This window comes from Streptomyces gossypii, from assembly GCF_025165795.1.
GTDB lineage: Bacteria > Actinomycetota > Actinomycetes > Streptomycetales > Streptomycetaceae > Streptomyces > Streptomyces gossypii.
This window is the reverse complement of sequence record NZ_JAJAGO010000021.1, coordinates 65,364-90,161: the sequence shown is the minus strand read 5'-3', so window position 1 is coordinate 90,161 and position 24,798 is coordinate 65,364. Positions and strand designations below refer to the sequence as shown.

The window sequence follows — 24,798 nt, the reverse complement described above, 5'->3', positions numbered from 1 at the left end:
TCCGGACGCGGGCCGGAAACGGATCAGACGCGCACCGGGTCGTGCCGGTCATCGCCGGCCGGTGCAGGGAGCGCGGCGGTCCGGCGGGTGAGGGCCTCGCCCTCCACGTCGACACGCGGCAGCAGCCGGTCCAGCCAGCGCGGCAGCCACCAGGCCCGCTTGCCGAGCAGCGCGAGGACGGCGGGCACGAACACCATGCGGACGACGATTGCGTCGAACAGGACGGCGGTGGCCAGTCCGAAACCGACCATCTTGACAATGGACTCACCGCCGGTCATGAACCCGCCGAAAACCCCCATCATGATCACCGCTGCGACCGCCACGACCTTGGCGCTCTGGCGGAACCCGGAGACGATGGCCTGGCCGGGCGACTCCCCGTGGACGTGCGCCTCACGGATCCGGGAGACCAGGAAGACCTGGTAGTCCATGGCGAGGCCGAAGACGATGCCCACCAGGAAGATCGGCATCATGCTCATGATCGGCCCGGTCTGCTCGACGCCGAAGAGCCCGGCTCCGTGGCCCTGCTGGAAGACCGTGACGACCAGCCCGAGCGAGGCGAGGACCGAGAGCAGGAAGCCGAGAGCGGCCTTGAGGGGTACCAGCACGGAACGGAAGACGAGCAGCAGGAGCAGGAAGGCGAGACCCAGCACGACCGACAGGTAGGGGACCAGCGCGTTCTGCATCTTCTGCCCGACGTCGATGTTCAGCGCGGTGGTGCCGGTCACCTCGAAGGTCGCGCCCGTGGCCGCCTCGGCAGCGGGGCGCTCGCCGCGGATGGTGTGGACCAGGTCCTTCGTCTGCTCGCTGGTGGGTGCGGTGGACGGCGTGGCGGAAAGCACCGCGGTGTCCTCCGCCTCGTTGAACTCGGCCGGAGAGACGGCGGCAACACCCTCGGTGCCGGCGAGCTTCTCGGAGACCACCGTCACCGCCCCGCGCGGGTCGTCGGCCTGCCGGGCGTCCACGACGACGGTCAGCGGACCGTTGAAGCCGGGGCCGAAGCCGTCCGCGAGCGCGTCGTAGGCGCGGCGCTCCGTGGCCGAGGTGGGCTTCGCCTCGTCACCCGGCATGCCCAGCCGCAGATCCGTCACCGGCATGGCGAGTGCGCCCAGACCGGCGACCGAGACGAGCAGTACGGGCAGCGGACGGCGCAGAACGAACCGGGCCCAGCGCGAGCCCCCGCTGCCCGCACCCTCGGCCGGACCGCTCGACTCGCGCCTGCGGAGACTGCCCGGGAGGCCCCCGCGGACAGGAGGCGTGCCCTTGCGGTCACGGCGCGCCAGCACGGCGTTCGGCCAGAAGCCGAGCAGCGCCGGGACCATGGTCAGGGCGATCAGCACACCGACGACCACCGCTCCCGCGGAACCCAGACCTATCTTGGTCAGCATCGGGACGCCGACCACCGACAGCCCGGCCAGCGCGATGACGACGGTGAGCCCGGCGAAGACGACCGCGGAACCGGCGGTGCCCAGGGCGAGCCCGGCCGCCTCCTGGGGGTCGTGCCCCTTGGCCCGCTCCTCGCGGTAGCGGGAGACCACGAACAGGGAGTAGTCGATGCCGACCGCGAGCCCGAGCATCATGGCCAGCTCCCCGGTCGTCGAGGACAGGCCGAAGACGGTGGTCAGGGCGATGATCGAGGAGAGACTGATGGCGACGCCGACGATCGCGGTGAGTAGCGGCAGCCCGGCGGCCGCCAGCGAACCGAAGGTGATCAGCAGCACCACCGCGGCGATGCCGACGCCGATCACCTCGCCCAGCCCGGCCGCGGACTCGGTCTCCAGCACGCCCCCGCCGGCTTCGACGGTCAGGCCCGTGTCGCGGACCTCCTCGATGGCGCCCTCGAGCTCCTCCTTGCTGGCGTCGGTGACGTCGTCGTCCTTCACCTCGTAGGTGACGGTGGCGTACGCCGTCGACGCATCCTTGCTCACCCCCGGTCCGTCGAAGGGATTCGTCACGCCGGCCACCTGCGGCCCGTCGGCCACCCCGGCCACCAGCGCGTCGACGGCCGCGCGGTTCTCGGCCGCGGTGACCTTCTGGCCGTCCGGTGCGACGAAGACGATCCGGGCACTCGCCCCTTCCGCCTCGGCACCAGGGAACTGCTCGTTGATGAGGTCGAACGCCTGCTGGGCTTCGATCCCCGGCATGGAGTCCGAGTCCTCGGGTGCTTCGCCGGCGTTGAGGGCGCCGAAGCCGACGACGGCCAGGACAGCCGCCCACGACAGCATCACCCACCGACGCCGCCGGAAGGCGCCGCGGCCCAGCCGATAGAGGAAAATCGCCATGGAAGAGGTCTCCGTATCTGCTCTCGGGAACCTCACCAGGCTTTCCCGGCGACCCCCCTCGCGGCGTCCTCGGTGCCAACCTTCCGGGCTACTCACTATCACGTACGTGCCCGCCCGGAGCGTCCTCCTCCACGGGTACGACGGCTCCTCCCGGAGGCCCCTGTCACATGCTGAGCGAGCGGGCGTAGTTGACGTGGCCCATCACCAGAGCGACGCCCTGCGGGCTGTCCACCGGCACCATCGTGGTGTGGTAGCGGCCGCCGCTGCTCACCGCGACCTGGACGAAGCCGATCGTCACCTTCTCCTTCATCAGCAGGAACAGCAGCCCCAGCAGGCAGAAGAGGAAGAAGACGACGGCCAGGACGATCGCGTGCGGCGGAATGCGTTCGTCCGTGCGGGACAGGTCGGTGGCCGTCCAGACGGCCCCCTTGAGCGGGAGCGCGCCACCAGGGGTCATCACCTTGTCGTCGATGACGGCGATGTCTCCGAGGGCCAGCAGCACCGGGCCGCCGCCGGGTCCGGCGCCGGGGCCGTGCCCGTGGCCCGGCGGGGGAGCGTCGTACGGCTGCCCGTACCCAGGCCCGTGCCCGTACCCATATCCGTACCCGGGCTGACCGGGAGGGGGCTGCGGAGTGCCGTAGCCCGGCGGGCCATAACCGGGTGGGCCGTATCCGGGCGCGCCGAAGGGGGTTTGATCGGTCATAGAGGCATGGTGTCACCGGCAATGCGGTGTGTGACCGTCCGCACCCCCATTGTGCCGGGAGTGTGACGTCACCCCACGGTCTCCTCGGCACGCTTCTCGCCACGCACGTCGGCGGGCGGCAGCGTGAAGTGCCGTACGCCCGGCACCGCCGCCGTGGCCAGGCAGGAGGCCCCCACCAGCACCGCACAGGCCACCAACGGCACGCCCGTGCCCCAGGCTTCCGCGGCGACGGGCGCCAAGGCGTACCCGAGCGGCATCGCGCCGAGCGAGAGCAGCCAGTCGTAGGAGGTCACCCGCGCCTGCGCGGAGAGCGGGATGGAGCTCTGGACGGCGGTCTGCCAGACCGGGTTGAGGAAGCCGAGTCCGACCATCGCCAGCGCGTATCCGCCGATGAGCAGCGGCGCGGACGCGGAGGCGGCAAGCAGGGCGAGGGGGAGAGCGAAGAGGGTGCCGCCCAGGTTGGCCGCCAGCACCGGACGCCGGGGCTGGACGCGGCCCGCGAGCAGCGAGCCGAGCAGCAGCCCGACGGCCCCCGCCTGCAGCACCGTTATCCATACGCCCTCGCCGCCCAGTTCGCGGATGGCGATGGCCGGGCCGAGCACCATCATTACGCTGGCGGTGAAGTTCCACACCGCGTGCACGATCAGGCTGCTCCAGTACCAGTCGCGGGAGCGCACCTCGGACCAGCCCTCGGTCAGATCCGCGCGGAACGACCGCTTCGGCAACTGCACATGACGCACCTTCAGCAGGGTGAAGAACAGTGCACTCAAGGCCAGCACCAAACCGTCCAGCAGGAACGCGCCACCCGGTCCCACCGCCCAGATCAGCAGCCCGCCGAGGCCCGGACCGCCCAGCCGTGCGACGCTACCGGCCGCGCCCAGCAGGGAGTTGGCCTGCTGCCGGGTGCCCTCCTCGATGGTGCCGGTCACCAGCGGCGTCACCGAGGGCATGGCGAACGCCGCCGCGATCCCGCTCACCACCTCGGCTCCCGCGATCAGCGCGAGTGACGGCTCACCGCTCAACAGCTGTACACCGACGAACAGTTGCGCGGCGCTCCGGACGAGAGCGCTGGCGAGCATGACCGTACGGGCGTTGAGCCGGTCGGCGACGACGCCGCCGACCGGCAGCAGCAGCAGCTTCGGCACCATCGCGCATGCCAGTACGAGCGCGAGGGCGGAGGGCGAGTCGGTGACGCGGAGGACGGCAATGGCGAGGGCGACGGGGATCACGGCCTCGCCGAGGAGTGCGAGGGAGCGGCCCGCGAAGAGCAGGCGGAAGTTGTGATCCCGCAGGGGTGAGGGAGGCATGCCGGGAACATATTTTGGCATCAAACTATTCGTCAACGAAATTTCCCTGCGAGCGAAGTACGATGCCTGGCATGAAGCACCAGCGGGACGCCGAGCCGGACGACGCCGGGCCGGACGACGAGGGACAGCCGGTGGCCGCGGACCAGGACTGGACGGACGACCATGTCGCCCGCTGGAGAACAGCGCTGCCCGACCTCGACCCGGACATCGAGGGCGCCGTCACCCGCATGCAGCGGCTCGTCACCCACCTCAAGAGGGTCCACGAGCAGTCCCTGGCCGACTTCGGCCTCCAGAAGCACGAGTACGACACCCTCCAGGCCCTCGTAGCCCGCGGCGGCAGCGCCAGCCCCTCCGCGCTGGCGGCCGACCTCGACATCGCCCCGGCCTCCGTCACTGGCCGCCTCGACGGCCTGCACCGCCGCGGCTTCGTCCGGCGTACGCCCTCACCGACCGACCGCCGCCGGGTCGACGTGGAGCTGACCGAGGCCGGACACGCGGGCTGGCTGGGCGCGGTCGGCGCCGTCGGCCACGAGGAGCACCGCCTCCTCGCCCCCCTCACCCCGGCCGAACGCCACACCCTCTCCAGCATGCTCCGCCGCGTCATGCTCCCCGCGGAGGCGCCCCACGGCCACCCCTGACGCGGTGGTGGCCGGGCCGCCGCCGGTGAGGCGGCCCATCTTGATCTCGTTCAGGAGCGCGGCGGAATGCTGCCCGCGGCATAGGTGGAGCCGGAGTCGACGGACGTGTGTACCTCCTGATAAGCGGCGCGGTGGCCCACCCCCGCGTCGCCCCTGAACGAGGAGACGGCGACCGTCTGCGGTACGGGCGGCGAGGACGGGGCGGGCGCCGCGATGGCGACGGGCGCGGCGATGGCGGCCACGATGGCGAGGACGGCGGTGGCGCGCAGGATCCACTTGAGCATGCGGGACTCCGATCGGAGGCGTTGGGATACCCCCTCATCGTCGTCAGAGTGCCTTCCCCGGGCATCGTTCGCAGGCACGGCCCGTCTCCGCCGCACGGGGGATACGGGGCCATGCCCAATCCCGGGAAGGCGGCCAGTACGAGACTTCGGTCGGCAGCGGCCCGGCAGGAAAGGGTTTGCTTCGAGGCCGTAGCTCACGTTGGCTGGGCAGCATGACCGAACTGCGTACCGAGCGCCTCACCCTCCGCCGATGGCGTGACTCCGACCTTGAACCATGGGCGGCGATGAACGCCGATGCGGAGGTCCGGGAGCACTTGGGCGAACTGCTCACCCGCGAACAGAGCGATGCCTCCGTGGCGCGGTTCCAGGCCGAGTTCGACCAGCGGGGCTACGGGTGGTGGGCGGTCGAGGTGCGGGCCACCGGTGAGTTCATCGGCTTCGCAGGCTTGGACCAGGTGGACGACGACGTGCCGTTCACCGGTGTGGAGATCGGCTGGCGGCTCGCCCGCCCGGCCTGGGGCCAGGGCTATGCCACCGAGGCGGCCCTGACAGTCCTTGCCCACGGCTTCGACACGCTGGAACTTCCCGAGATTCTTGCGCTGACCACGGCCACCAACCTCCGCTCACAGGCGGTCATGCAGCGAATCGGCATGACACGGGACCCGGCCGACGACTTCGAGGACCCCACCGAGCCCGAAGGGCCACTGCGTTCGACCGTGCTGTACCGCATCGCCCGTGGTGCGAAGACCTGATTCATCCGGAGTCCGGGCAGCCGCCCACCGGTGTCAACCGGGGGGCGGAGTCGCGGACGCGAGGCGCGCCGGGTCGTTCACGGTCAGGATGTCGACGATCCGCCCATCGGCCACGGTGCACGCCATCACGCCCACCAGTTTGCCGTTCGCGCCCCACACCACGATCCCGGCCTCACCGTTGACAAGGGCGCGACGCGCGGTCACCGCGGTATGTGCCCCGAGCCGGGCCCTGCCTGCCACCTCGGCAGCCCCCAGCTTGACCACCACGCCGTGCGCGGTGTGGGCGCGCCAGGTCACCTCCGGGTCCAGCAACCGCAGCAGTCCCTCGAAGTCTCCGCTCCGCGCCGCCGTGAGAAACGCGTCGACCACCGCGCGCTGCTGCTGCGGCTCATCGGCTGGACGATGCGTGTTCTGTACCTTTCGGCGGGCCCGGCTGGCGAGCATCTTCGTGGCGTCGGTGGACCTGCCGATGATCTGACCGATCTCCGCGAACGGCACCGCGAACATGTCGTGCAGCACGAACGCCAGGCGCTCGGCGGGGCGGAGGGTGTCGAGCACCACCAGCAGCGCCAGCCCGACCGATTCGGTGAGCAGCGCGTCGTCCACGGGTGCCGCGCCGCCGTCCTCGGTCACGACGAACTCGGGCAGCCGGTTCTCGTACGACACCTCGGACTGGGCCCTGCGCGAGCGCAGCATGTCCACGCAGATCCGGCCGACCACGGTGGTCAGCCAGCCGGCAAGGCTGCCGATCGCGGCCGCGTCCTGGCGCGCCAGCCTCAGCCATGCCTCCTGCACGGCGTCCTCGGCGTCCGCACGTGAGCCGAGCATCCGGTAGGCCACCGCCACGAGGCGCCCGCGCTGCTCCTCGAACGCTCCGGCCAGGACTTCATCCGGGCCTGGTCCGGCCATGTCGTTACCTTCCTCGAGCGAATCCCGTCATGGCTATGACGAACCCGCAAGGGCCGAGGTAACGCGACCGGTGAGGCGGTCGTGGCGGGAGCGTGGCGTATTACGGCCGCTCAGTGGCCGTAATACGCCACACTCCCCCCACGGGTGGGTCAGAAGCGGCGGGTGATCAGGGCGCGCTTGACCTCCTGGATGGCCTTGGTGACCTCGATGCCGCGCGGGCACGCGTCCGTGCAGTTGAACGTCGTACGGCAGCGCCAGACGCCGTCCTTGTCGTTCAGGATCTCCAGGCGCTGTTCGGCGGCCTCGTCGCGGCTGTCGAAGATGAAGCGGTGCGCGTTGACGATCGCCGCCGGCCCGAAGTACTGCCCGTCGTTCCAGAAGACGGGGCAGGACGAGGTGCAGGCGGCGCACAGGATGCACTTGGTGGTGTCGTCGAAGCGCTCGCGGTCCTCGGCCGTCTGGTGGCGCTCACGCGTGGGCTCGTTGCCGCTGGTGACCAGGAACGGCATGACGTCCCGGTACGCCTGGAAGAACGGGTCCATGTCGACGATGAGGTCCTTGAGCACGGTCAGGCCCTTTATCGCCTCGACGCTGATCGGCTTCGAAGGGGAGAGGTCCTTGATCAGTGTCTTGCAGGCCAGCCGGTTGCGGCCGTTGATCCGCATCGCGTCCGAGCCGCAGATGCCGTGCGCACAGGAGCGGCGGAAGGTCAGCGTGCCGTCGACCTCCCACTTGATCTTGTGCAGGGCGTCCAGGACCCGCTCCTTCGGATCGATCTCGATCCGGAAGTCCTCCCAGGAGGCTTCGGCCGAGATCTCCGGGTTGAAGCGGCGGATCCGGAAGGTCGCCGTGATCAGGTGATCGGCGGCGGCCTTCGCGGCCCGCTCCTCTTTGTCCATGACGGGGGTGCTCATCAGTACTTACGCTCCATCGGCTGGTAGCGGGTCTGGACGACCGGCTTGTAGTCGAGCCGGATCGACTCGGCGCCGTCGTCGCCGACCTCGCGGTACGCCAGGGTGTGGCGCATGAAGTTCACGTCGTCGCGGGTGGGGAAGTCCTCGCGGTAGTGACCGCCGCGCGACTCCTTGCGGGCGAGCGCCGACACCGCCGTCACCTCGGCCAGGTCGAGCAGGTTGCCCAGTTCGAGGGCCTCCAGCAGGTCGGTGTTGAACCGCCTGCCCTTGTCCTGGACGCTGATGCTCTTGAAGCGCTTGCGCAGCTCGCCGATCACCTCGACGGCCTCTTTGAGAGTCTGCTCGGTGCGGAAGACCATCACGTTCTTGTCCATGGTCTCCTGGAGCGCCTTGCGGATCTCGAAAACCCGCTCATCGCCGGTGGCGTCCCGCAGGTTCTCGACCTCGTCCTCGACGAACCGTGTCGGGTCCTCGGGAAGGTCGACGAACTCGGCCGTGGCCGAGTACTCCGCCGCCGCGATGCCCGCGCGCCGCCCGAAGACGTTGATGTCCAGCAGCGAGTTGGTGCCCAGCCGGTTCGCGCCGTGCACGGAGACGCAGGCGACCTCGCCCGCCGCGTACAGGCCCGGCACCGGGGTGCTGGTGTCGGAGAGCACCTCGCCCTGGACGTTCGTCGGGATGCCGCCCATCGCGTAGTGCGCCGTCGGCTGGATCGGGATCGGGTCGGTGTACGGCTCGATGCCCAGGTAGGTACGCGCGAATTCGGTGATGTCCGGCAGCTTGGCGTCCAGCTGCTCCGGCGGCAGGTGCGTCAGGTCCAGGTAGACGTGGTCCCGGTCGGCGCCGCAGCCGCGGTTCTCGCGGATCTCCGTGTAGATGGCGCGGGAGACGACATCGCGGGAGGCGAGGTCCTTCATGACCGGGGCGTACTTCTCCATGAAGCGCTCGCCGTCGCGGTTGCGCAGGATGCCGCCCTCACCGCGGGCGCCCTCGGTGAGCAGGATGCCCATCTTCCAGATGCCGGTGGGGTGGAACTGGAAGAACTCCATGTCCTCCAGCGGCAGTCCCCGCCGGTACGCGGCGGCCTGGCCGTCGCCGGTCAGGGTGTGCGCGTTGGAGGAGACCTTGAAGAACTTGCCACTGCCGCCGGAGGCGAAGACGACGGCCTTTGCCCGGAAGATGTGGATCTCGCCGGTCGCCAGCTCGTACGCGACAACGCCGGCGGTCTTGCGTACCCCGTCGACCTCGGTGAGCAGCAGGTCCAGGACGTAGAACTCGTTGTAGAACTCCACGCCCTCCTTCACACAGTTCTGGTACAGCGTCTGAAGGATCATGTGACCGGTGCGGTCCGCCGCGTAGCAGGACCGGCGCACCGGCGCCTCACCGTGGTTGCGGCTGTGACCGCCGAAGCGGCGCTGGTCGATCGTGCCGTCCGGGGTGCGGTTGAACGGCAGGCCCATCTTCTCCAGGTCGAGGACCGAGTCGATCGCCTCCTTCGCCAGGATCTCGGCGGCGTCCTGGTCGACCAGGTAGTCGCCGCCCTTGATCGTGTCGAAGGTGTGCCACTCCCAGTTGTCCTCCTCGACGTTCGCGAGTGCGGCGGCCATGCCGCCCTGCGCTGCGCCGGTGTGGGAGCGGGTCGGGTACAGCTTGGTCAGCACCGCGGTCCGGCTGCGTTTCGTCGACTCGATGGCCGCGCGCATCCCGGCACCACCCGCGCCGACAATGACGGTGTCGTACTTGTGGATCTTCATAACGGTTACCTCAGCCCGGTGCTCTAGCGGATGTCCGGGTCGAAGGTGAAGATCACCAGCGTGCCCAGCAGAACGGTGAACACCGTGGCGGTGTACAGCAGCATCTTCAGCCACATGCGGGTGTTGTCCCGCTCGGCGTAGTCATTGATGATCGTGCGCAGGCCGTTGCCGCCGTGCAGCATCGCCAGCCAGAGCATGACCAGGTCCCAGGTCTGCCAGAACGGGGAGGCCCAGCGGCCGGCGACGAAGGCGAAACCGATCTTCGTCACACCGCCGTCCAGGACGAGCTGGATCAGCAGGTGGTACAGGACCAGGACGAACAGCAGGATTCCGGACAGCCGCATGAACAGCCAGCCGTACAGCTCGAAATTGGTCCTGGTGGACTTCGGCGTCCGCGCGGTACGGGCCCGTGGGGGCTCGATCACCGGTGCGGGGCTGTCGGGGCTGTAGCCGGCGGTGTCATCGGTGGGGATGCCGGCGCCCGTCGTCTCGGTGTCAGTTGCCATGTCGATCAGCTCCCGAACAGCTCGCGCAGAGTGTGCTGCAGGACGGGGTAGAAGGCACCGGCCATCAGTACGGCCCAGATGCCCACTGCGGTCCACAGCATCTGCTTCTGGTACTTCGCGCCCTTCGACCAGAAGTCCACGGCGATGACCCGCAGGCCGTTCAGCGCGTGGAAGAGCACGGCGGCGACCAGGCCGTACTCCATCAGGTTGACGAGGGGCGTCTTGTAGATCGCGACTGTGTCGTCGTACGCCTCAGGGGACACGCGCACCAGGGCGGTGTCCAGGACGTGCACGAACAGGAAGAAGAAGATGAGGACGCCGGTGACTCGATGAGCCACCCATGACCACATTCCTTCCCGGCCGCGATAGAGCGTTCCAGCCGGCACGGAAAATACCCTCCGGGAGCGGGGATAGCGGGGACAGGGCCTGCCGCCATCTCCTACTCGAACGTTTCAGCGGTGTCGGTCGGGCCCGGCCGGGTACGGTCCTCCGGCCGCGGCCATCGTAGCGACGCTCGGGCGTGCTCATGGTCCCGGGGGCTCAGGTGTGATCAAACAGGCACGTACGGCGTAGCCGCAGGCCCGGCACCGCGGTGCCGTCGCCCGTCCGCCGAGGCCGACACCCCGAACGCGCCTGCCGGGTCACTACGCGGGCGCCAGGATCAATAACGTAGCCGCATGGGACCTCACTGGCCGAAGATCCTGGTCATCTCCACAGCCGTGCTCGTCGCGGGCGGCGCTGCGCTGGGGATCACCCTGTCCGTACTGCCGGACGATTCGGGCGAGGCGAAACCGGGTGCCTCCCCGAGCAGCTCCGCGCCGTCCTCCCCCTCACCCAGCGCGCCCAAGGGGCCGCAGCGGCTCGGCCCGGCCCCCTCGGTCATTCCCGCCGTACGCGACTGGCAGCCGGTACGCGGTCCGGGCTGGAAGCCCGGCGACGGCACCCGGATCGTCGCCGACCCGGACGGCTCGCTGGCCGACGAGGCGCGGCTGCTGGCCCGCGAGCTGAAGGTCTCCTTCCACAAGGGCCCGGCCCGCACCGGTGACGTCGAACTGCGACTGGCCGGCGACTCGAAGATCAAGCGCGAGGGTTATCTGCTCTCCAGCAGGGACGGCCAGGTGCGGATCACCGGCTCCTCGGACGCCGGGGTCTTCTACGGCACCCGCACGCTGCTCCAGACCGTACGGGCCCGGGGCGCCTTCGCCGACGGTGTCGTCCGCGACCACCCGGACCGGGCACAGCGCGGCTTCATGCTGGACATCGCGCGCAAGCACTTCAGCGCGGACTGGATCGAGGCGCGGATCAGGCAGATGGGCGATCTCAAGCTCAACCAGTTCCAGCTGCACCTCTCCGACGACCAGGCGTTCCGCGTGGAGAGCGACTCGCATCCCGAGATCGTCTCCAACCCGCGGCTGACCAAGAAGGAGATCCGCGGGATCGTGAAGCTGGCCGCCTCGCGGCACATCACGGTGATCCCGGAGATCGACTCGCCGGGTCATCTGGGCGCGGTGCTCAAGGCGCACCCCGGACTCCAGCTCAAGAACGCCTCGGGCACCCCGGTCCCGGGCGCGGTGGACATCGCGGACCCGGCCGCCGGGAAACTCATCGACGAACTGCTGAACGAGTACGCGGATCTGTTCCCCGGCAAGTACTGGCATCTGGGCGGCGACGAATACCGGGCGCTGACGGCCGAGGACCCGGAAGCCGCCTACCCGCACCTCGCCGCCACCGCCCAGCGGCGGCACGGCGGGAACGCCGACGTACAGGACCTGGCCACCGCCTGGCTGAACGACCGTGCGGAGACCGTCCGCAAGCACGGGAAGACGCCGCAGGTGTGGAACGACGGCATGCATCCGGGCGGCACCGTCCGCCCGAGCAAGCCGCGCGAGGTGACCTACTGGACGGGCAAGGAGATCGGGGCCCGCGAGCCGGTCGAGTACCTGAAGGAGGGCTGGCCGGTCCTCAACCTCAACGACGAGTACCTGTACTACGTACTCGGCGAGCCCAACGAGTTCACCTATCCGACCGGCGAGCGGATCTACCGGGAGTGGACCCCGGCCGTCCTGCGCGGCACCGAGCCGGTGCCCGCCAAGCTGGCCGGGCCGGAGCGCATCCTCGGCGGCCGGTTCGCGGTCTGGTGCGATCTGGCGGATTCCCAGACGACCGAGCAGGTCGCGGACGGCATCAGGCTTCCGCTCTTCGCGACCGCGCAGAAGCTGTGGGATCCGCGCCCGCCCAAGCCGAGCTGGCAGCAGTTCACGAAGCTGGCCGACCGCGTGGAGGGGTGAAGCGGGCCCGGAAAGGACGACGGCCGAGGTCGCCACCCCCCACAGGAGAGACCTCGGCCGTCATCGCGTACGGACATACCGACCAGCAGCAAGTCCGTACTCCCCTCAGCGTCGCCGCGCAGCTTTCTGTTACGCCCCGACCACCCAAGGGGGGAGCACACCGCTCACCGCGGGAAGAACGGGGGTGCGGGGGAGGGCCCGGAGCTCCCGGCGGCGGACCCGACGGCGGACCCCGCGGCGCCCCCGGCTGCTCATCAGACGGGGCGTCGGCCGGGTCATCCGCCGGGTCATCCGCCGGTGCATCCGCCGGTGCATCAGGTGGGGCTCCAGGGGGGACATTGGGGACCATCGGCCTCGGCATGGACGCGGACGCACTCTTGGTCGTAGCGTGTTGCCAAACATCGATGCGGATCGATTCAGACCGGTGAGTACGGCCGGGACCGATCGCGTATCGGAGGGCACCGGTCAGCCATGGACCGGTGTGGACGACCAAGCAGCGGCAGGACACTGCGCCCGGCCAGGGGCGCGGTGCGTACGCATTTCATCGGGATGTCGCGGAGTTGGGGCGGGGACACGGGCGTGCACGGGGATGACGCGGAGCTGACAGCCGCGGTGTGCGCGGCGCAGGGCGGGGACGAAAGTGCTTTCCGCGTTGTGTACCGCACCGTGCACCCCCGGCTGCTCGGATACATCCGGACCCTCGTCCAGGACGGAGACGCCGAGGACGTCGCCTCGGAGGCGTGGCTCCAGATAGCCCGCGATCTCACCCGCTTCCACGGCGACGCCGACCGCTTCCGCGGCTGGGCCGCCCGCATCGCCCGCAACCGCGCGCTGGACCACATCCGGATGCGGGGACGGCGGCCCGCCGTCGGCGGCGACGACAGCGAACTCGTCGCGATGCCCGGCGCCGCGGACACCGCGGGCGAGGCGCTGGAGGCACTCGGCACCGGCCGGACCATGCGGGCCATCTCCGCGCTCCCGCGCGATCAGGCGGAGGCGGTGGTGCTGCGGGTGGTGCTCGGGCTGGACGCCAAGAGCGCCGCCCAGGTGCTGGGCAAGCGGCCCGGAGCGGTGCGTACAGCCGCGCACCGGGGGCTCCGGAAACTGGCCGAACTGCTCGACGCGGAAGCGGAAACGGATGCCGACGCGGGTGGGGGAGCCACTGGGGGAACAGCGGGGGGAGCGCAGTCCGGTGACGGGGAGAGACCGGCCGGAGCTGACGAGCGGGACGGCGGGGCTTCCGCTTCACCGCGCACACCGCAGCAGCGTGACCTGCCGCCCGGTGTGACGCACAACGCCGCGCGAACGCTGAGGGAAACGTGATGGCCGACGACCGGTATGGATGGCTGGACGAGGAGACCGCGGAGCGTCTGCTGCGCGGTCTGTCGGCCGACGGCCCACACCCGGACGGCCACCCGGACGGCCGTACCGCTGGTCAGGACCGTCACCCGGACGCAGGTGCGGTGCCCTCCGACGGTGCCGTGCCTGCCGCTGGTGCCGGGAGTGCGAAGGGTGCCGAACGGCTGGCGGAGGCGCTCGGCGCGCTGTCCGCAGCTCCCGCCGAAGGACTTCTGCGTCAGGTCACCGACAGCGAGACCGGGGCACCGAGCGGTGAACTGGCGGGCGAGGCCGCCGCCGTCGCAGCATTCCGCAGCGCGCAGGCGGGCGTGCTCCGCAGCGGCTCGATCGCTTCGGTCCGTTCCTCCGGATCGCCCCGAGTCCCCGGCCGCCGCGTCATCCGCGCGCTGCCCGGCCTCGCCGGGCGGCCGCTGCGTGCCGGGCTCGCGATGGCGGTCGCCGGTTGTGCGCTCGGCGGCGTCGCGGTGGCGGCCGGGGCGGGCGTACTGCCGACCCCCTTCAGTACCGGAAGCGGAGGAAGCCCGGCCAAGCCGGGAGTGAGCGTCTCGCCGTACGAGAGCGGGGACGGCGAGTCGACGGACCGGGACCGCCGCAAATCCGGTTCCCCGAAGGATGAGAGCACCTCCCCCGGAGGGCCCGGCAGCACGCCTGCCGGTCCGGAGGGCCGCGACGGCACCGACGCGCCCGGCGGGGACGAGGGGCGGCGGGGCTCCGGTGAGGGCGAGTACAGCCCGCAGCCCGGCGAGTGGAACCGCGGGGACCTGCCGGACGACGCGGAGTCGAAGGCCGTCATAGCCGCGCTCTGCAAGGCGTACGCGACCGGGAAGCTGGACGCGGAGGACCGTCGCAGGCTGGAGCGTGCGGCGGGCGGCAAGTCGGCGGTACGGCGGCACTGCGCGCAGCTCGGCAGCTCCGCGGTCTCCGGCGGCGTCACTGGTTCCGGCGGCTCGGGCGGCATCGACGGCTCCGGCGACTCCGCCGGCTCCCGAGGGGAGGGCGGCGACGGGGACACCGGCGAGAAGGGCAACGGGTCCACGGACGGTGCGGGCCCCGGCGGCGGCACTCCGGGCGGCGGCGGTGGTACCACCCCGGGCGGTGGCGGCGGTCCGGGCGGTTCCGCCTCACCGGGCGGCACCGACGGCGCGGGGTCCGAGGGCGGCGACGGCGGTGCCCAGCCCACCGAGGGCGGCGACGGAAACGCCGACGCCGGCACGGGTGACGCGAGCACGGCGGGTAGCGCGGGCGACACGGGCGAGACCGGCGACGCGACCGCCACCGGCGAGCCGGGCTCGGGCGATGCCACCGATCCGGCCACACCGGACGGCTGAGAACGGCCGGTGTGACACTTTCGCTGCGCGTGACGCAGTAGTAGTTGAGCCGACTGGTCATCGGCGGCGCGGTACACCCGAGGTTCCCCCCGTACCTCTGGGTTCGCGCATACGGCGCGGGCGGGGCACGTTCCCCCGGCCCCGCTCGCGCCGCTCGGGGGTTACGGGGGTCGCCCCCCGGATGGTTGCAGTCCCCGGCCCCGCTCGCGCCGCTCGGGGCTATGTCCCGCTCGGGGTCTCGCGCCCTTCCCCGCCGCTCCGCTTCGCTCCTCTCCGCCCCGGCGCGCGCATGCCTCGTGTCGTTTCGGGGGGCATGCTGTGAGCAACGTCCCAGCCGGTGGGTCTCCCACGGCGCGCATGCCGATAGCTACAGTCCGTGGCGGCTGCACCCTCATTCCCGCGCGACAGACGGAGGCACACTCCATGGCACGCCACTCAGAATCCGGCCGCCCGATCGAGCCGGTCTACGGCCCGGAGGCGCTCCAGGACTGGGATGCCTCCGGGAAGCTGGGCGAGCCGGGCTCGTACCCTTTCACCAGGGGCGTTTATCCGTCGATGTACACGGGGCGGCCCTGGACGATGCGCCAGTACGCGGGTTTCGGGACCGCCGTCGAGTCCAACGCCCGCTACAAGCAGCTCATCGAGAACGGCACGATGGGCCTTTCGGTCGCCTTCGATCTGCCGACCCAGATGGGTCACGACTCCGATGCGGCGATCTCGCACGGTGAGGTCGGCAAGGTCGGGGTCGCCATCGACTCCATCGACGACATGCGTGTGCTCTTCGACGGCATCCCGCTGGACGAGGTGTCCACCTCGATGACGATCAACGCTCCGGCGGCGCTCCTGCTGCTGCTGTATCAGCTCGTTGGTGAGGAGCAGGGCGTTGATCCGGCCGAACTGACCGGCACCATCCAGAACGACGTGCTCAAGGAGTACATCGCACGCGGTACGTACATCTTCCCGCCGAAGCCCTCGCTGCGGCTGATCGCGGACATCTTCAGATACTGCAAGGCCGAGATCCCGAAGTGGAACACCATCTCGATCTCCGGCTACCACATGGCGGAGGCGGGGGCGACGCCCGCGCAGGAGATCGCCTTCACGCTGGCGGACGGCATCCAGTACGTCCGTACGGCCGTCGCGGCGGGCATGGAGGTGGACGACTTCGCGCCACGGCTGTCGTTCTTCTTCGTCTCGCGCACCACGATCCTGGAGGAGGTCGCGAAGTTCCGTGCGGCCAGGCGGATCTGGGCGAGGGTGATGCGTGAGGAGTTCGGCGCGCAGAATCCGAAGTCGCTGATGCTGCGCTTCCACACGCAGACCGCGGGCGTCCAACTCACCGCGCAGCAGCCCGAGGTGAACCTCGCGCGGGTGACCGTGCAGGGTCTGGCGGCCGTCCTTGGCGGCACCCAGTCGCTGCACACCAACTCCTACGACGAGGCCATAGCGCTGCCGACCGACAAGTCGGCCCGGCTGGCGCTGCGTACGCAGCAGGTGCTGGCCTACGAGACCGATGTCACCGCGACCGTCGACCCGTTCGCGGGTTCCTATGTCATCGAGGCGATGACGGACGACGTGGAGGCGGCGGCGCTGGATCTGATGCGCCAGGTCGAGGACCGGGGCGGCGCGGTCGACGCGATCGAACAGGGCTTCCAGAAGGGCGAGATCGAGCGCAGCGCCTACCGGATCGCGCAGGAGCAGGAGTCCGGCGAACGGGTCGTCGTCGGCGTCAACCGCTTCCAGAGCCCGGACGGCGAGCCGTACGAGCCGATGCGGGTGGACCCGGCGATCGAGGCGCAGCAGGCCGAACGGCTGGCCAGGCTGCGGGCGGAGCGTGACCAGGGGGCGGTGGACGCGGCGCTGTCGGAGCTGCGCAAGGCGGCGGAGGGCACGGAGAACGTGCTCTACCCGATGCGGGACGCGCTGCGCGCGCGGGCGACGGTCGGCGAGGTCTGCAACGCCCTGCGGGAGATCTGGGGCGCCTACGTCCCCACCGACGTCTTCTGAGTCTCCGAGTCCTCAATCGCCGGACGGGCTGCATTCTTCCAGCCCGTCCGGCGGTCCCGGCCGACCTTGGCCCGGCCGCCGCGTCAGCGCTCTCCCACCGCCGTGAGTGAACGCGTGATCACGGCTTCACTGGTGCGTAGTGCGGCCGAAAGATCGCTGTGCAGCTCGGCTGGGACCGTGCCCGCTCCCAGGGCGCAGACACGGACCACCTCCTCGCAGTTCTGTGCCTGCCGCTCCGTGGTAAGCGCGACGGCCAGTGGGTGGCCGAGGATCTCGCGAGCCGCGTAGCCGTCCCGGGCCTCGGTGGTGCGGTGCACCAGGCGTTCGGCAAGGCGGGAGGATGCGGCGTGATCGGCTGAGCCGATTGCGTCGAGGACTGTGAGGCCGAGGCGAATGTCGAAGACGGTGAAGCCCGCCTCCGCTTCGCGGCCGAGATAGATCTCCACTAACTCGGTCAGGTGGTCGTCGACCGGCTGGCCGGCTTCGCGGCGGCACAGTGCGACCAGGCAGGTGGTGACGATCTGTTCCCATGGGTCTCCGGCGGCCGTGTCGGCGAGGAGCCCGTCGGCGCGCTCCGTGTCTCCCGTGGTGAGAGCAGCGAGAACGGCGACCTGGCGACCGTCCAGCATCCGCATGCCCACTCCTCGGTGCTTCTCGATGTGGGCCAGGGCTTCACTCCAGCGTCCTGTGGTGGTGAGAGTCCGGGTGCCGTCGGCAAGGAGCACACGCCACAGCCAGGCGCGCACCTCCTGGCGATCCTCTGACGTCGCTGTGAGGCCGGCCGGCACGGCGATGCCCTCGAAGACCGCGGCAGCGCCTGAGTCAACGGCTTCGTACAGGTCCAGGAGTCGCCGACGAGCGTCATCGGTGCGGCCGGCCCGGATTTGCAGGCGGGCGAGATTGACGACGGGTTCCAGCGCACGAATAGCGCTCATGGCGGGCAGCGGGCTGGAGTGCAGGTAGGCGGCAGCGTGCTGATGGCACATTTCGCGGGCGAGTTCGGGAAGCCCGAGATCCGAAGCGATCAGCGCCGATTGGTTGTAGACGGCGGACGCAAGGCCTTGGTCGCTCTGGCCTAACCCCTTGGCCGCGAGATCGACCATGTTCTGGACGCGGTCGGGCAGTGGCAGGCAGGCCGGCCGGAATCGGGCGATGAGGGGGAAGCGCTTCGCTATCGGGTCGTGCTGGTCCACGTGTCCTCCCAGACGATGGTGCGGGTGGGAAACGAGCCGGTGGCCCCACCAGGTGCTGGACGCAGCTGGCGGGACCACTTGCCGAGACGGTACGGGCTCACTGCCAGTCGACGACGATGCGGTTCAGTGGGGTGTCGATGGCGAACAGGCCGGGCCTTTGCTCGATCGCGGGGGCATCGAGGGACTGGATCTCGAAGGCGGCCTCGCGCTCGCGGAAGTCGCGGTCCCAGCTGCGGATCAGATCGGCGACCTTCGCGGCCAGCTCGTCGCTGCCGGGCCCGTGGCCGATGACACCGAATTCCCAGAGCTTCCCGCCCTCGGGGGTGGTCTTCTGCGACAGGCGGCGGGCAAGGTAGGTGATGGCGCCCTTGTCGACGGCCGCGGTGGACGAGGGGTAGGGGTCCTCGGTGAGGAGGGTGCCCTTGGCTTCCTTCGGGAACAGCATGCGGATCAGACCGCTGGGCAGGGAGCAGGAGACGAACAGCTCCATCCACTCCGGCGACTCCATGGCGCGGACCATCATGCCGGTCCACTCCTCGGTGCGCGGCTGCTCCAGCACTCCGGCCAGGGCCTCAGCGTCGATGTGCTGTCCGGCGGGAGCCTGGAGCCGTACGGTGCCGTCTGTGCTGAGCGGGATGACGCGGCGGTCGTCGTCCGCGATGCCACTTCTGAGCGGCATGAAGGTGTTCATCTTGCTGCTGACGCTCGTCCAGCGGCCGTCGCGCTGCGCGTAGGCGATGGAGCGTGACACGCTGCCCTTGAGGCGCTGAGGGACCAGGAGCCGTCCGTTGGGGGCCAGGTGCTGCATCCAGGCGTGCGGCACGCCGTGTGCGCCGACGGTGGCGATGATCCGGTCGTACGGGGCGCCTTCGGGGTAGCCGAGAGCCCCATCGAGAGTCAGTGCCTCGACGTTGGTGAACCCGGCAGCGGCCACATGCTCGCGGGTACCTTCCACGAGGTCGTCGTCCACGTCGATGGTGGTGACATGACCCGTCTCGCCGGTCAGGTAGGTGAGCAGGGCAGCGTTGTAGCCGGTGCCAGCGCCGAGTTCGAGAACGCGATCACCGGGCCGGACCTCCAGTTGGTCCAGCATGAGGGCGACGATGCTGGGTTGGGAGGCGCAGGAGATCGACGTGCCGTCGATGTCGTACTTGATGTTGACCGGCGTGTTGGCGTAGGCGTCTTCGAGTGGCGTGTCGGGCACGAACAGGTGGCGGGGGACGGTGCGCAGCGCGGTCTCGACGGCGGGTGTGAGGGCGTGCCCGGATTCGCGGATCTTGTCGACCAGGGCGTTGCGGAGCCGTTCGGCGTCGGCCTCGGGGGTGGCGAGCATGTCAGTGTTCACCATTTTGACGCTATCGGTCTCGGCCGTGGCCTTGCTGGGCGACGCGGTGTTGCCACTCGATCCCATGACTACCTCTCGTGCGATGTGGGAGATGGCGTGCTGGTCATCCCGGAGGAGACCTGCGCGGTTGGCGTGAAAGATCACGTGGTGGGTGATGACGGCTCGCAGGCCGCGTGTCAGGCCGTTGCCCGCGGCGAGGTTCGCGAGCGTGGCTCCGGCGCGCTCGAAAGCGGCCACCCACTCGGCGTGCCCGTCGAGCGGGCCGTCCGGTCGGCACAGGCTGTGGGCATCGGTGGTCATCAGCTTGCGCATGGCCGGGGCATGAGCGGTCGCCTTCTCCGGGGTGAGCGGCTCGGCGCTGGCCGGGCGGAGTTCGGCGACCTTCGCCCAGACGTCGCCCTGCTCGAACCAGTCCAGGCCAGCCGCCCGCATCATCGCGCTCAGTAGGAGTACGGCGGTCTCCCGGCGCCCCAGGTGTCCTGGGCCGGGCTGGTAGGTGAGCAGGTGCTGGCTGTCCTCGTGGAACAGCTCGTGCGCTGCGTCCATGGCCCTGGGGCCGCCGAACGCGGTGGTCTCTGGTTCGTAGATGCCAGGTAGCCACGAGTGGGCGGCGCCCTGGTCGACGAGGTCTGTGAGCAGCGACTCGACCAGCGGCGACGGTTCGGCGGCGCGATAGCGCAAGGGCCACGGCTGCTTGTTCATGAACCACCAGCCAGCGAGCTGCCCGGCGTCCTGGGCCGCAAGCAGAGCGGGACCGAGGCGCTCGGCGATGACGCGCTTGGCGGTCTCGCGGTCGGCGAAGGTGATGTTGTGCTGATGCCAGTCCGGGGGCATGACGGCTCCTTTGGCGGCGATGGTCAGGCGATGAGAAGGCAGGCGTCCCACGCCGAGTGGGGCGGGACGGCGGTGGCCGGTGCTTGCAGCGCCATCGCGGTGCCAGCGGCGCCGTTGAGGAAGCCGGGACCGGCTTCCTCGTCGTGGAGCATGGTCAAGGCGATGCCCGCTGGACCGGTCCCTGGCGGGCACATACTGCTCAGGAGCGCCGGAGCCGTGGCGCGGAGCTGCCCGGCGGTCGAGGGGTGGGCGTCGGAGGACATCCGAGCGGCGATGTGGGCGAGGCCAGCGGTGCCGTGACACAGGCCATGGTCGGTGGTGGCCTTGAGCTGCGCTGCATCGGTCAGGGCTGCCACGAGCGCCTTCTCTGCCTCGATCTGCCGCTGGGTGTCTCCCAGGGCGAGGGCGGCGAGTTGTTGGGCGCGGGCAAGCCCGGCAGTGCCGTAGCACCACGACGGCCGGCGCGGGGCGGACGGAGTGGGCCGGCCCTCGCGCAGTTCGGCGCGGGTAATCCAGTACGGCCATGCGGGGCTGTGTCCGACTTCCTCCTGCCAGTGGTCCAGCCACGCCAGGATGGTGCGCATGGCGCCGTGGTGGCCGTCGACGAGGGGGCCTTGCCGGGCGGCCAGCGCCAAGAGCGCGAGAACGCCGCCGATGCCGTGCGCGAGACCGGTGTTGGCGTGTCCGTCGCCGAACCTCTCATCCGGCAGGCCGGACGGCCCGCTCACCGTCCACCACCCCGGCAGGACATCGTCGCGGTCGGTGATCGGTTCGGTGAGGCGGACGCAGTAGTCGAGCACGGTTCGCATGTCAGCGCTGCCGGGGTCGCGGCGCAGGAGATAGGCGCCGTAGCCGGAGAGCCCACGGATTACGTCAAGCTCCGCGAGCTGCGGCAGGAGGCCGGCGTCGATGCGGCGGTGCGCAGCGCCGAGGCGCCGACCGATGTCGGTGGCGATCTGCGCGTCCAGGGTGTCAAGAGCGCGCTGGTAAGGGCCGGGGAGGTGCTCGGCTGCGCAGGCCACGGTGTGCGCAAGGGCGGGCGCCCCGTAGAAGGGGTGGCTGTCCGGTCCGCTGGTGAACGGCTTCCGGGCAGCGACGGCGAGCCAGTCGTGGGCGCGCTGCCATGGCCCGAGGCCCCGTGCGGCCCGTTCGATGTGCATGAGGGCGATCCCGGTCGGCCCGTACGCGAGGTGCTGTCGGTGCGTGGTTGTCGTGCGAGGACTCACGTGAGCCGTGTCGGGCTCGGCGAGAAGGTCTGCGACGGCGTCCGCTACCTTGAGCGCGAGAGAGTGGGTCACTGTGCCCTCCGGGAGGTCCAGGCCAGCGCGGCGGCGCGCGTCAGATAGAGGCAGATTTCTTCCTCGGGGAAATCGACCGCGACGTGCCGTACGAAATGGACGTGCAGCAGCGAGGAAAGGACGTCGTCCAGGGCGACACCCTCGGTGTCCGGCCCGGGAAGATGAGGGAGGTAGGCGGCCAGGGCCGCGTCTCGATCCGCCCACGCTTCCACGATGGCCTGCCCGCCAGAAACGCTGCGCAACGCCGCCCAATCGTTGGACGGATCGGCCAGCCATACGGTCTCGGTGAACTGCGGTCGCGGCACCGGTGCTGGCGCAGTGGGGGGAATGTGTTCGATGAGCCAGCGCATCCCTTTCTCGGTACTCCCGAGGAACGTGGTGGCTATGGCGACGGTGTGCGCGGCCACCAGGGCACGTTGATGCGGACGCTGAGGCTGGGAGAGCTGTGCGAGGACGGCGCGCGAGTCAGCGCGGAACACCTCCTCGGCGGCGTCCCACGCTGCGCCGGAGCCCCAACGGCCCATCTCGCGGTACGAGGTGGGAAACCGTAGGTCTGACAACAGGCCGACGGCACGCAGCTCATCGGCCCACGTGCTGACCGTGCGGGCGGTCTCGGCGAAGGCATCCGGAGTGGGCAGCCCGATGCGCAGCCGCAGGTGCTGGTGAGGATCGCGGAAGCGGATGAACCACCACAGCGGACCGCCAAGTCGATCCAACAGGTCCGGGAGGTGCTGGCTGAGCAAGGTGTCCTGACGGCGCAGGTCGCCGTACAAGGTGGCCAGGAGGAGGGACGAGACACCGGGGGTCTGGATCTGGGCCGGAGAGAAGACGCGTGTCGGCGCGGGCGCCGGCAGGGTCGGCCACGCCGGTGGCCGCGTCGCCTTGACGGGCACGACGACCTCGTGCGCGCGGCCTGCGCACCAGTTGTAAGCGTCGGTGTCCGGGGCCTCGACAAGGACGGCCAGCCGGGCGCGGTTGAGGTGCTGGCGCAGCAGGGCCTGGTGCCCGGCCTGGTCCAGGTCGAGGAGCAGGCGGCGGTCGCCCTCCGCCACGCAGACCCGCCGAGGCATCCGCCGTCGGCTCCGCCACTCCTCCAGGCCCGCTTGCCACTCCGCCCGAGGGCGGTCGCTGGCGGGCAACTCGGATGCCTCCAGCCGCCACCGTGCAGGAGTCAGCACCGTGCGCCCGTAGCGCAGCCGAGGCAGAAACGGCATCGCTCCTGCGGCACCCCAGTCGAACAAGGTGACTTGCGCGCACTGAGCGCGGGACAGCTCGGTGACGAACCGCACCAGCGGCGGGGTGTGCTCCTTGAGGTTCAACGCGTGTATCCCCACGGCCTCGATCCGGTGCCCGCGTTCGGGAGCAGCCAGGTACATGCGGCGACCGTCGCACGCCACTGCCAGGTCGCTCGGCGTGAGCACATCGCCATCAGGTGCCCGGTGTTCCTGCACGCTGATCACGGTGGGCAGAACCCGTGGAGCGCGGGTGACGTGGGCACTCGTAGGAAGCAGCGGCGGGAAGGACAACTGAGCGGGCACGGTGCCGACATCAGCGGTCGGCAGGTCGGCCAGCTCCAGGGCCAGGCGCTCACGATCCTCGGGGGCCAGCACGCTGAGGAACCGGCCTGTGGTGACCCCGATGCCACGGGACACGCTCACGACCTCCAGGCGGAACCGTCCGTGTTGCAGATCCTCGGTGCTTCCGGCATGCACCCGGACACCGATCTCCAGGTGCGGGGGAACCCTTGGGTGGACGGGTCCCAGATCCATCGCCGCGATTAGTTCGTCAGTGAGAACCACCTCTTCGCGGCCGTCGAGTACGGCGGCCTGCGCGAGATGCACCAAGGTGTCGTCCCGTGCGGAGATCCGCGAGCGGCGTCCGTCAGTCGGGGCGGCCGGGTATCCGTCGGGAAATCCGGTGCCGCTGTCTGCGACGACTTCCTTGAGCGGCACCATCGTGCCGATGCCGTACCGCTCGTAAAACCGCCGCTGATACGCCTTCCATGCGGCAGTCCCGTACGGGTGGGCACTGACCCGGCTCAGGACGGCGGCTGCACGCTCGATCTCGCGAGCAATCTCCTTGGGCAGCTCGATCCGAGCGTCCAGGCGCATGTCGAGAGCGAGGGGATGGTGGTGAAGGTCCGGGATCAGAGTCCGCATTCGTGCCGTGACGCAGTCACGGCCACCCGGGGTGTCGCAGCGCCGCAATCCCTCGTGCACATCGCGGAGTTCGCGAATCGTGGCGGCAAGCGACGGCACGCTGCCGGCGTCCATGGTGTCGAGCTGGCCGAGCACGTAGCCCAAGGCGTCGGTTTCGGTGCTCGGTGCGCGCAAGTTGGTGATCAGCACTTGGTGCCCGATCAGCTCCTGCACCAGACGAAGCACCTTGTCCCGTCCCGCTGCGGGGAATTCCGCATTGAGATTGTCTGCGAGATCACCGATGCGGGTCGGCGCGCGGGTCGCATTCAGGACCGCCAGGACTGGCACGGTCAGGCCGATGGACGCCTCGACTGCACGTGTCCGGTCGCCTTGGGGGTTGGACTTGTACGGCACGATGAGCCGATCACCGCGCATTGCGACGGCGTTGTTGACGACCACCAGGAGTCGGCCCAGGAACTCACGGTGCGACTCAAGCTGTTCGACGACGGCCGCCAGCCACTCCGCGCTCGCACGGCCGATCACCGTATGATCTGAGCCCCACATCGCGCACGCTCGTGACCCGAAGGTGGCCGAGGCCACGCCGGCGAAGAGACCGAACGGTGTCGCCCGGTGCTCAGCGCGCAACATGTAGCGGACCACGGAGGTGACCGCGCGGCGCACGTCACGTGCGGCCGGTGCGCCGGAGGAAATCAAGGTGCCTACCTGCGAGGCGAGAGCAGGGCTGGCATGTTGCAGAGCCTCAGAAATGCGTTTGTCGGACCACGCTTCCCGCAACCACGCGAGTCGGGCTGTCTCACCGTTCGGAGAAGCGTCATCGAGGTCGGGACACGGGGAATCGGGAAGCTCCACCCTGGCGACCGCACGGATGAGAGCGGTCTCACCGACGTGGAACGAGGTGCTCGAAGCCATCACTACCTCCGTGGTCCAGGCGACGGCCGGTGTCT

Annotated in this window: 19 protein-coding genes; 6 read left to right on the top strand and 13 right to left on the bottom strand. The window is 70.1% G+C overall.

The genetic code is table 11. The annotated features are described in order from the left end of the window. Positions 1–23: 23 nt before the first annotated feature. The 3 genes from LHJ74_RS32235 to LHJ74_RS32225 all read right to left on the bottom strand — a co-directional run bounded on the left by LHJ74_RS32235 (position 24) and on the right by LHJ74_RS32225 (position 4,289). Positions 24–2,279 (bottom strand): MMPL family transporter, encoded by a 2,256-nt coding sequence (locus LHJ74_RS32235; protein ID WP_260221846.1) that lies wholly within the window; start codon positions 2,277–2,279, stop codon positions 24–26. 163 nt (positions 2,280–2,442) lie between these two features. Further along, positions 2,443–2,982, bottom strand: a complete 540-nt coding sequence (locus LHJ74_RS32230) for a hypothetical protein (protein ID WP_260221845.1) — start codon at positions 2,980–2,982, stop codon at positions 2,443–2,445. Positions 2,983–3,050: 68 nt separating this feature from the next. Then, on the bottom strand, positions 3,051–4,289 hold the full coding sequence (locus tag LHJ74_RS32225; RefSeq protein ID WP_260221844.1) for an MFS transporter: 1,239 nt from the start codon (positions 4,287–4,289) through the stop codon (positions 3,051–3,053). A gap of 71 nt (positions 4,290–4,360) precedes the next feature. Here LHJ74_RS32225 and LHJ74_RS32220 point away from each other — a divergent pair, with 71 nt between their 5' ends. Beyond that, a complete protein-coding gene (locus tag LHJ74_RS32220) occupies positions 4,361–4,927 on the top strand; it encodes a MarR family winged helix-turn-helix transcriptional regulator (protein ID WP_260221843.1) in 567 nt (188 codons plus the stop codon). Between the two features lie 50 nt (positions 4,928–4,977). Here LHJ74_RS32220 and LHJ74_RS32215 read toward each other — a convergent pair whose 3' ends face one another. Beyond that, positions 4,978–5,211, bottom strand: coding sequence for a hypothetical protein (locus LHJ74_RS32215; protein WP_260221842.1), 234 nt, complete (start codon positions 5,209–5,211; stop codon positions 4,978–4,980). Between the two features lie 212 nt (positions 5,212–5,423). Between LHJ74_RS32215 and LHJ74_RS32210 the strand changes: the two genes are divergently transcribed. Then, positions 5,424–5,963 (top strand): GNAT family N-acetyltransferase, encoded by a 540-nt coding sequence (locus LHJ74_RS32210; protein ID WP_260221841.1) that lies wholly within the window; start codon positions 5,424–5,426, stop codon positions 5,961–5,963. A gap of 33 nt (positions 5,964–5,996) precedes the next feature. Here the strand turns inward: LHJ74_RS32210 and LHJ74_RS32205 are convergent, their stop codons facing one another. From LHJ74_RS32205 to sdhC, 5 genes are all read right to left on the bottom strand, one after another. After that, a complete protein-coding gene (locus LHJ74_RS32205) occupies positions 5,997–6,872 on the bottom strand; it encodes a sigma-70 family RNA polymerase sigma factor (RefSeq protein WP_260221840.1) in 876 nt (291 codons plus the stop codon). A gap of 149 nt (positions 6,873–7,021) precedes the next feature. Next, on the bottom strand, positions 7,022–7,786 hold the full coding sequence (locus tag LHJ74_RS32200) for a succinate dehydrogenase iron-sulfur subunit (RefSeq protein ID WP_260221839.1): 765 nt from the start codon (positions 7,784–7,786) through the stop codon (positions 7,022–7,024). Next, complete coding sequence (sdhA, locus tag LHJ74_RS32195) at positions 7,786–9,540, bottom strand: succinate dehydrogenase flavoprotein subunit (RefSeq protein ID WP_260221838.1); 1,755 nt, start codon at positions 9,538–9,540, stop codon at positions 7,786–7,788. Before sdhA ends, LHJ74_RS32200 begins: the two co-directional genes overlap by 1 nt. 23 nt (positions 9,541–9,563) lie before the next feature. Then, positions 9,564–10,046: a succinate dehydrogenase hydrophobic membrane anchor subunit gene (locus tag LHJ74_RS32190; protein ID WP_260221837.1), complete on the bottom strand. Its 483-nt coding sequence runs from the start codon at positions 10,044–10,046 to the stop codon at positions 9,564–9,566. A gap of 5 nt (positions 10,047–10,051) precedes the next feature. Further along, complete coding sequence (sdhC, locus tag LHJ74_RS32185; RefSeq protein ID WP_260221836.1) at positions 10,052–10,432, bottom strand: succinate dehydrogenase, cytochrome b556 subunit; 381 nt, start codon at positions 10,430–10,432, stop codon at positions 10,052–10,054. Positions 10,433–10,723: 291 nt separating this feature from the next. Here sdhC and LHJ74_RS32180 point away from each other — a divergent pair, with 291 nt between their 5' ends. From LHJ74_RS32180 to LHJ74_RS32165, 4 genes are all read left to right on the top strand, one after another. Further along, on the top strand, positions 10,724–12,334 hold the full coding sequence (locus tag LHJ74_RS32180; protein WP_260221835.1) for a beta-N-acetylhexosaminidase: 1,611 nt from the start codon (positions 10,724–10,726) through the stop codon (positions 12,332–12,334). 579 nt (positions 12,335–12,913) lie between these two features. Further along, a complete protein-coding gene (locus LHJ74_RS32175) occupies positions 12,914–13,657 on the top strand; it encodes an RNA polymerase sigma factor (RefSeq protein ID WP_260221834.1) in 744 nt (247 codons plus the stop codon). Next, positions 13,657–15,021, top strand: a complete 1,365-nt coding sequence (locus LHJ74_RS32170) for a hypothetical protein (RefSeq protein ID WP_260221833.1) — start codon at positions 13,657–13,659, stop codon at positions 15,019–15,021. The genes LHJ74_RS32175 and LHJ74_RS32170 overlap by 1 nt, the downstream gene beginning before the upstream one ends. 423 nt (positions 15,022–15,444) lie before the next feature. Then, positions 15,445–17,025, top strand: a complete 1,581-nt coding sequence (locus LHJ74_RS32165; protein ID WP_260221832.1) for an acyl-CoA mutase large subunit family protein — start codon at positions 15,445–15,447, stop codon at positions 17,023–17,025. 83 nt (positions 17,026–17,108) lie between these two features. On the opposite strand, the gene LHJ74_RS32160 is transcribed toward LHJ74_RS32165, so the two are convergent. From LHJ74_RS32160 to LHJ74_RS32145, 4 genes are all read right to left on the bottom strand, one after another. Beyond that, entirely contained in the window at positions 17,109–18,218 is a 1,110-nt protein-coding gene (locus LHJ74_RS32160; RefSeq protein WP_260221831.1) for a hypothetical protein, read from the bottom strand. Between the two features lie 97 nt (positions 18,219–18,315). Beyond that, positions 18,316–20,397, bottom strand: a complete 2,082-nt coding sequence (gene fxlM / locus LHJ74_RS32155) for a methyltransferase, FxLD system (RefSeq protein WP_260221830.1) — start codon at positions 20,395–20,397, stop codon at positions 18,316–18,318. 23 nt (positions 20,398–20,420) lie between these two features. Continuing rightward, entirely contained in the window at positions 20,421–21,695 is a 1,275-nt protein-coding gene (locus LHJ74_RS32150; RefSeq protein ID WP_260221829.1) for a lanthionine synthetase C family protein, read from the bottom strand. Further along, complete coding sequence (locus LHJ74_RS32145; protein WP_260221828.1) at positions 21,692–24,763, bottom strand: lantibiotic dehydratase; 3,072 nt, start codon at positions 24,761–24,763, stop codon at positions 21,692–21,694. The genes LHJ74_RS32150 and LHJ74_RS32145 overlap by 4 nt, the downstream gene beginning before the upstream one ends. Between the last annotated feature and the right edge of the window lie 35 nt (positions 24,764–24,798).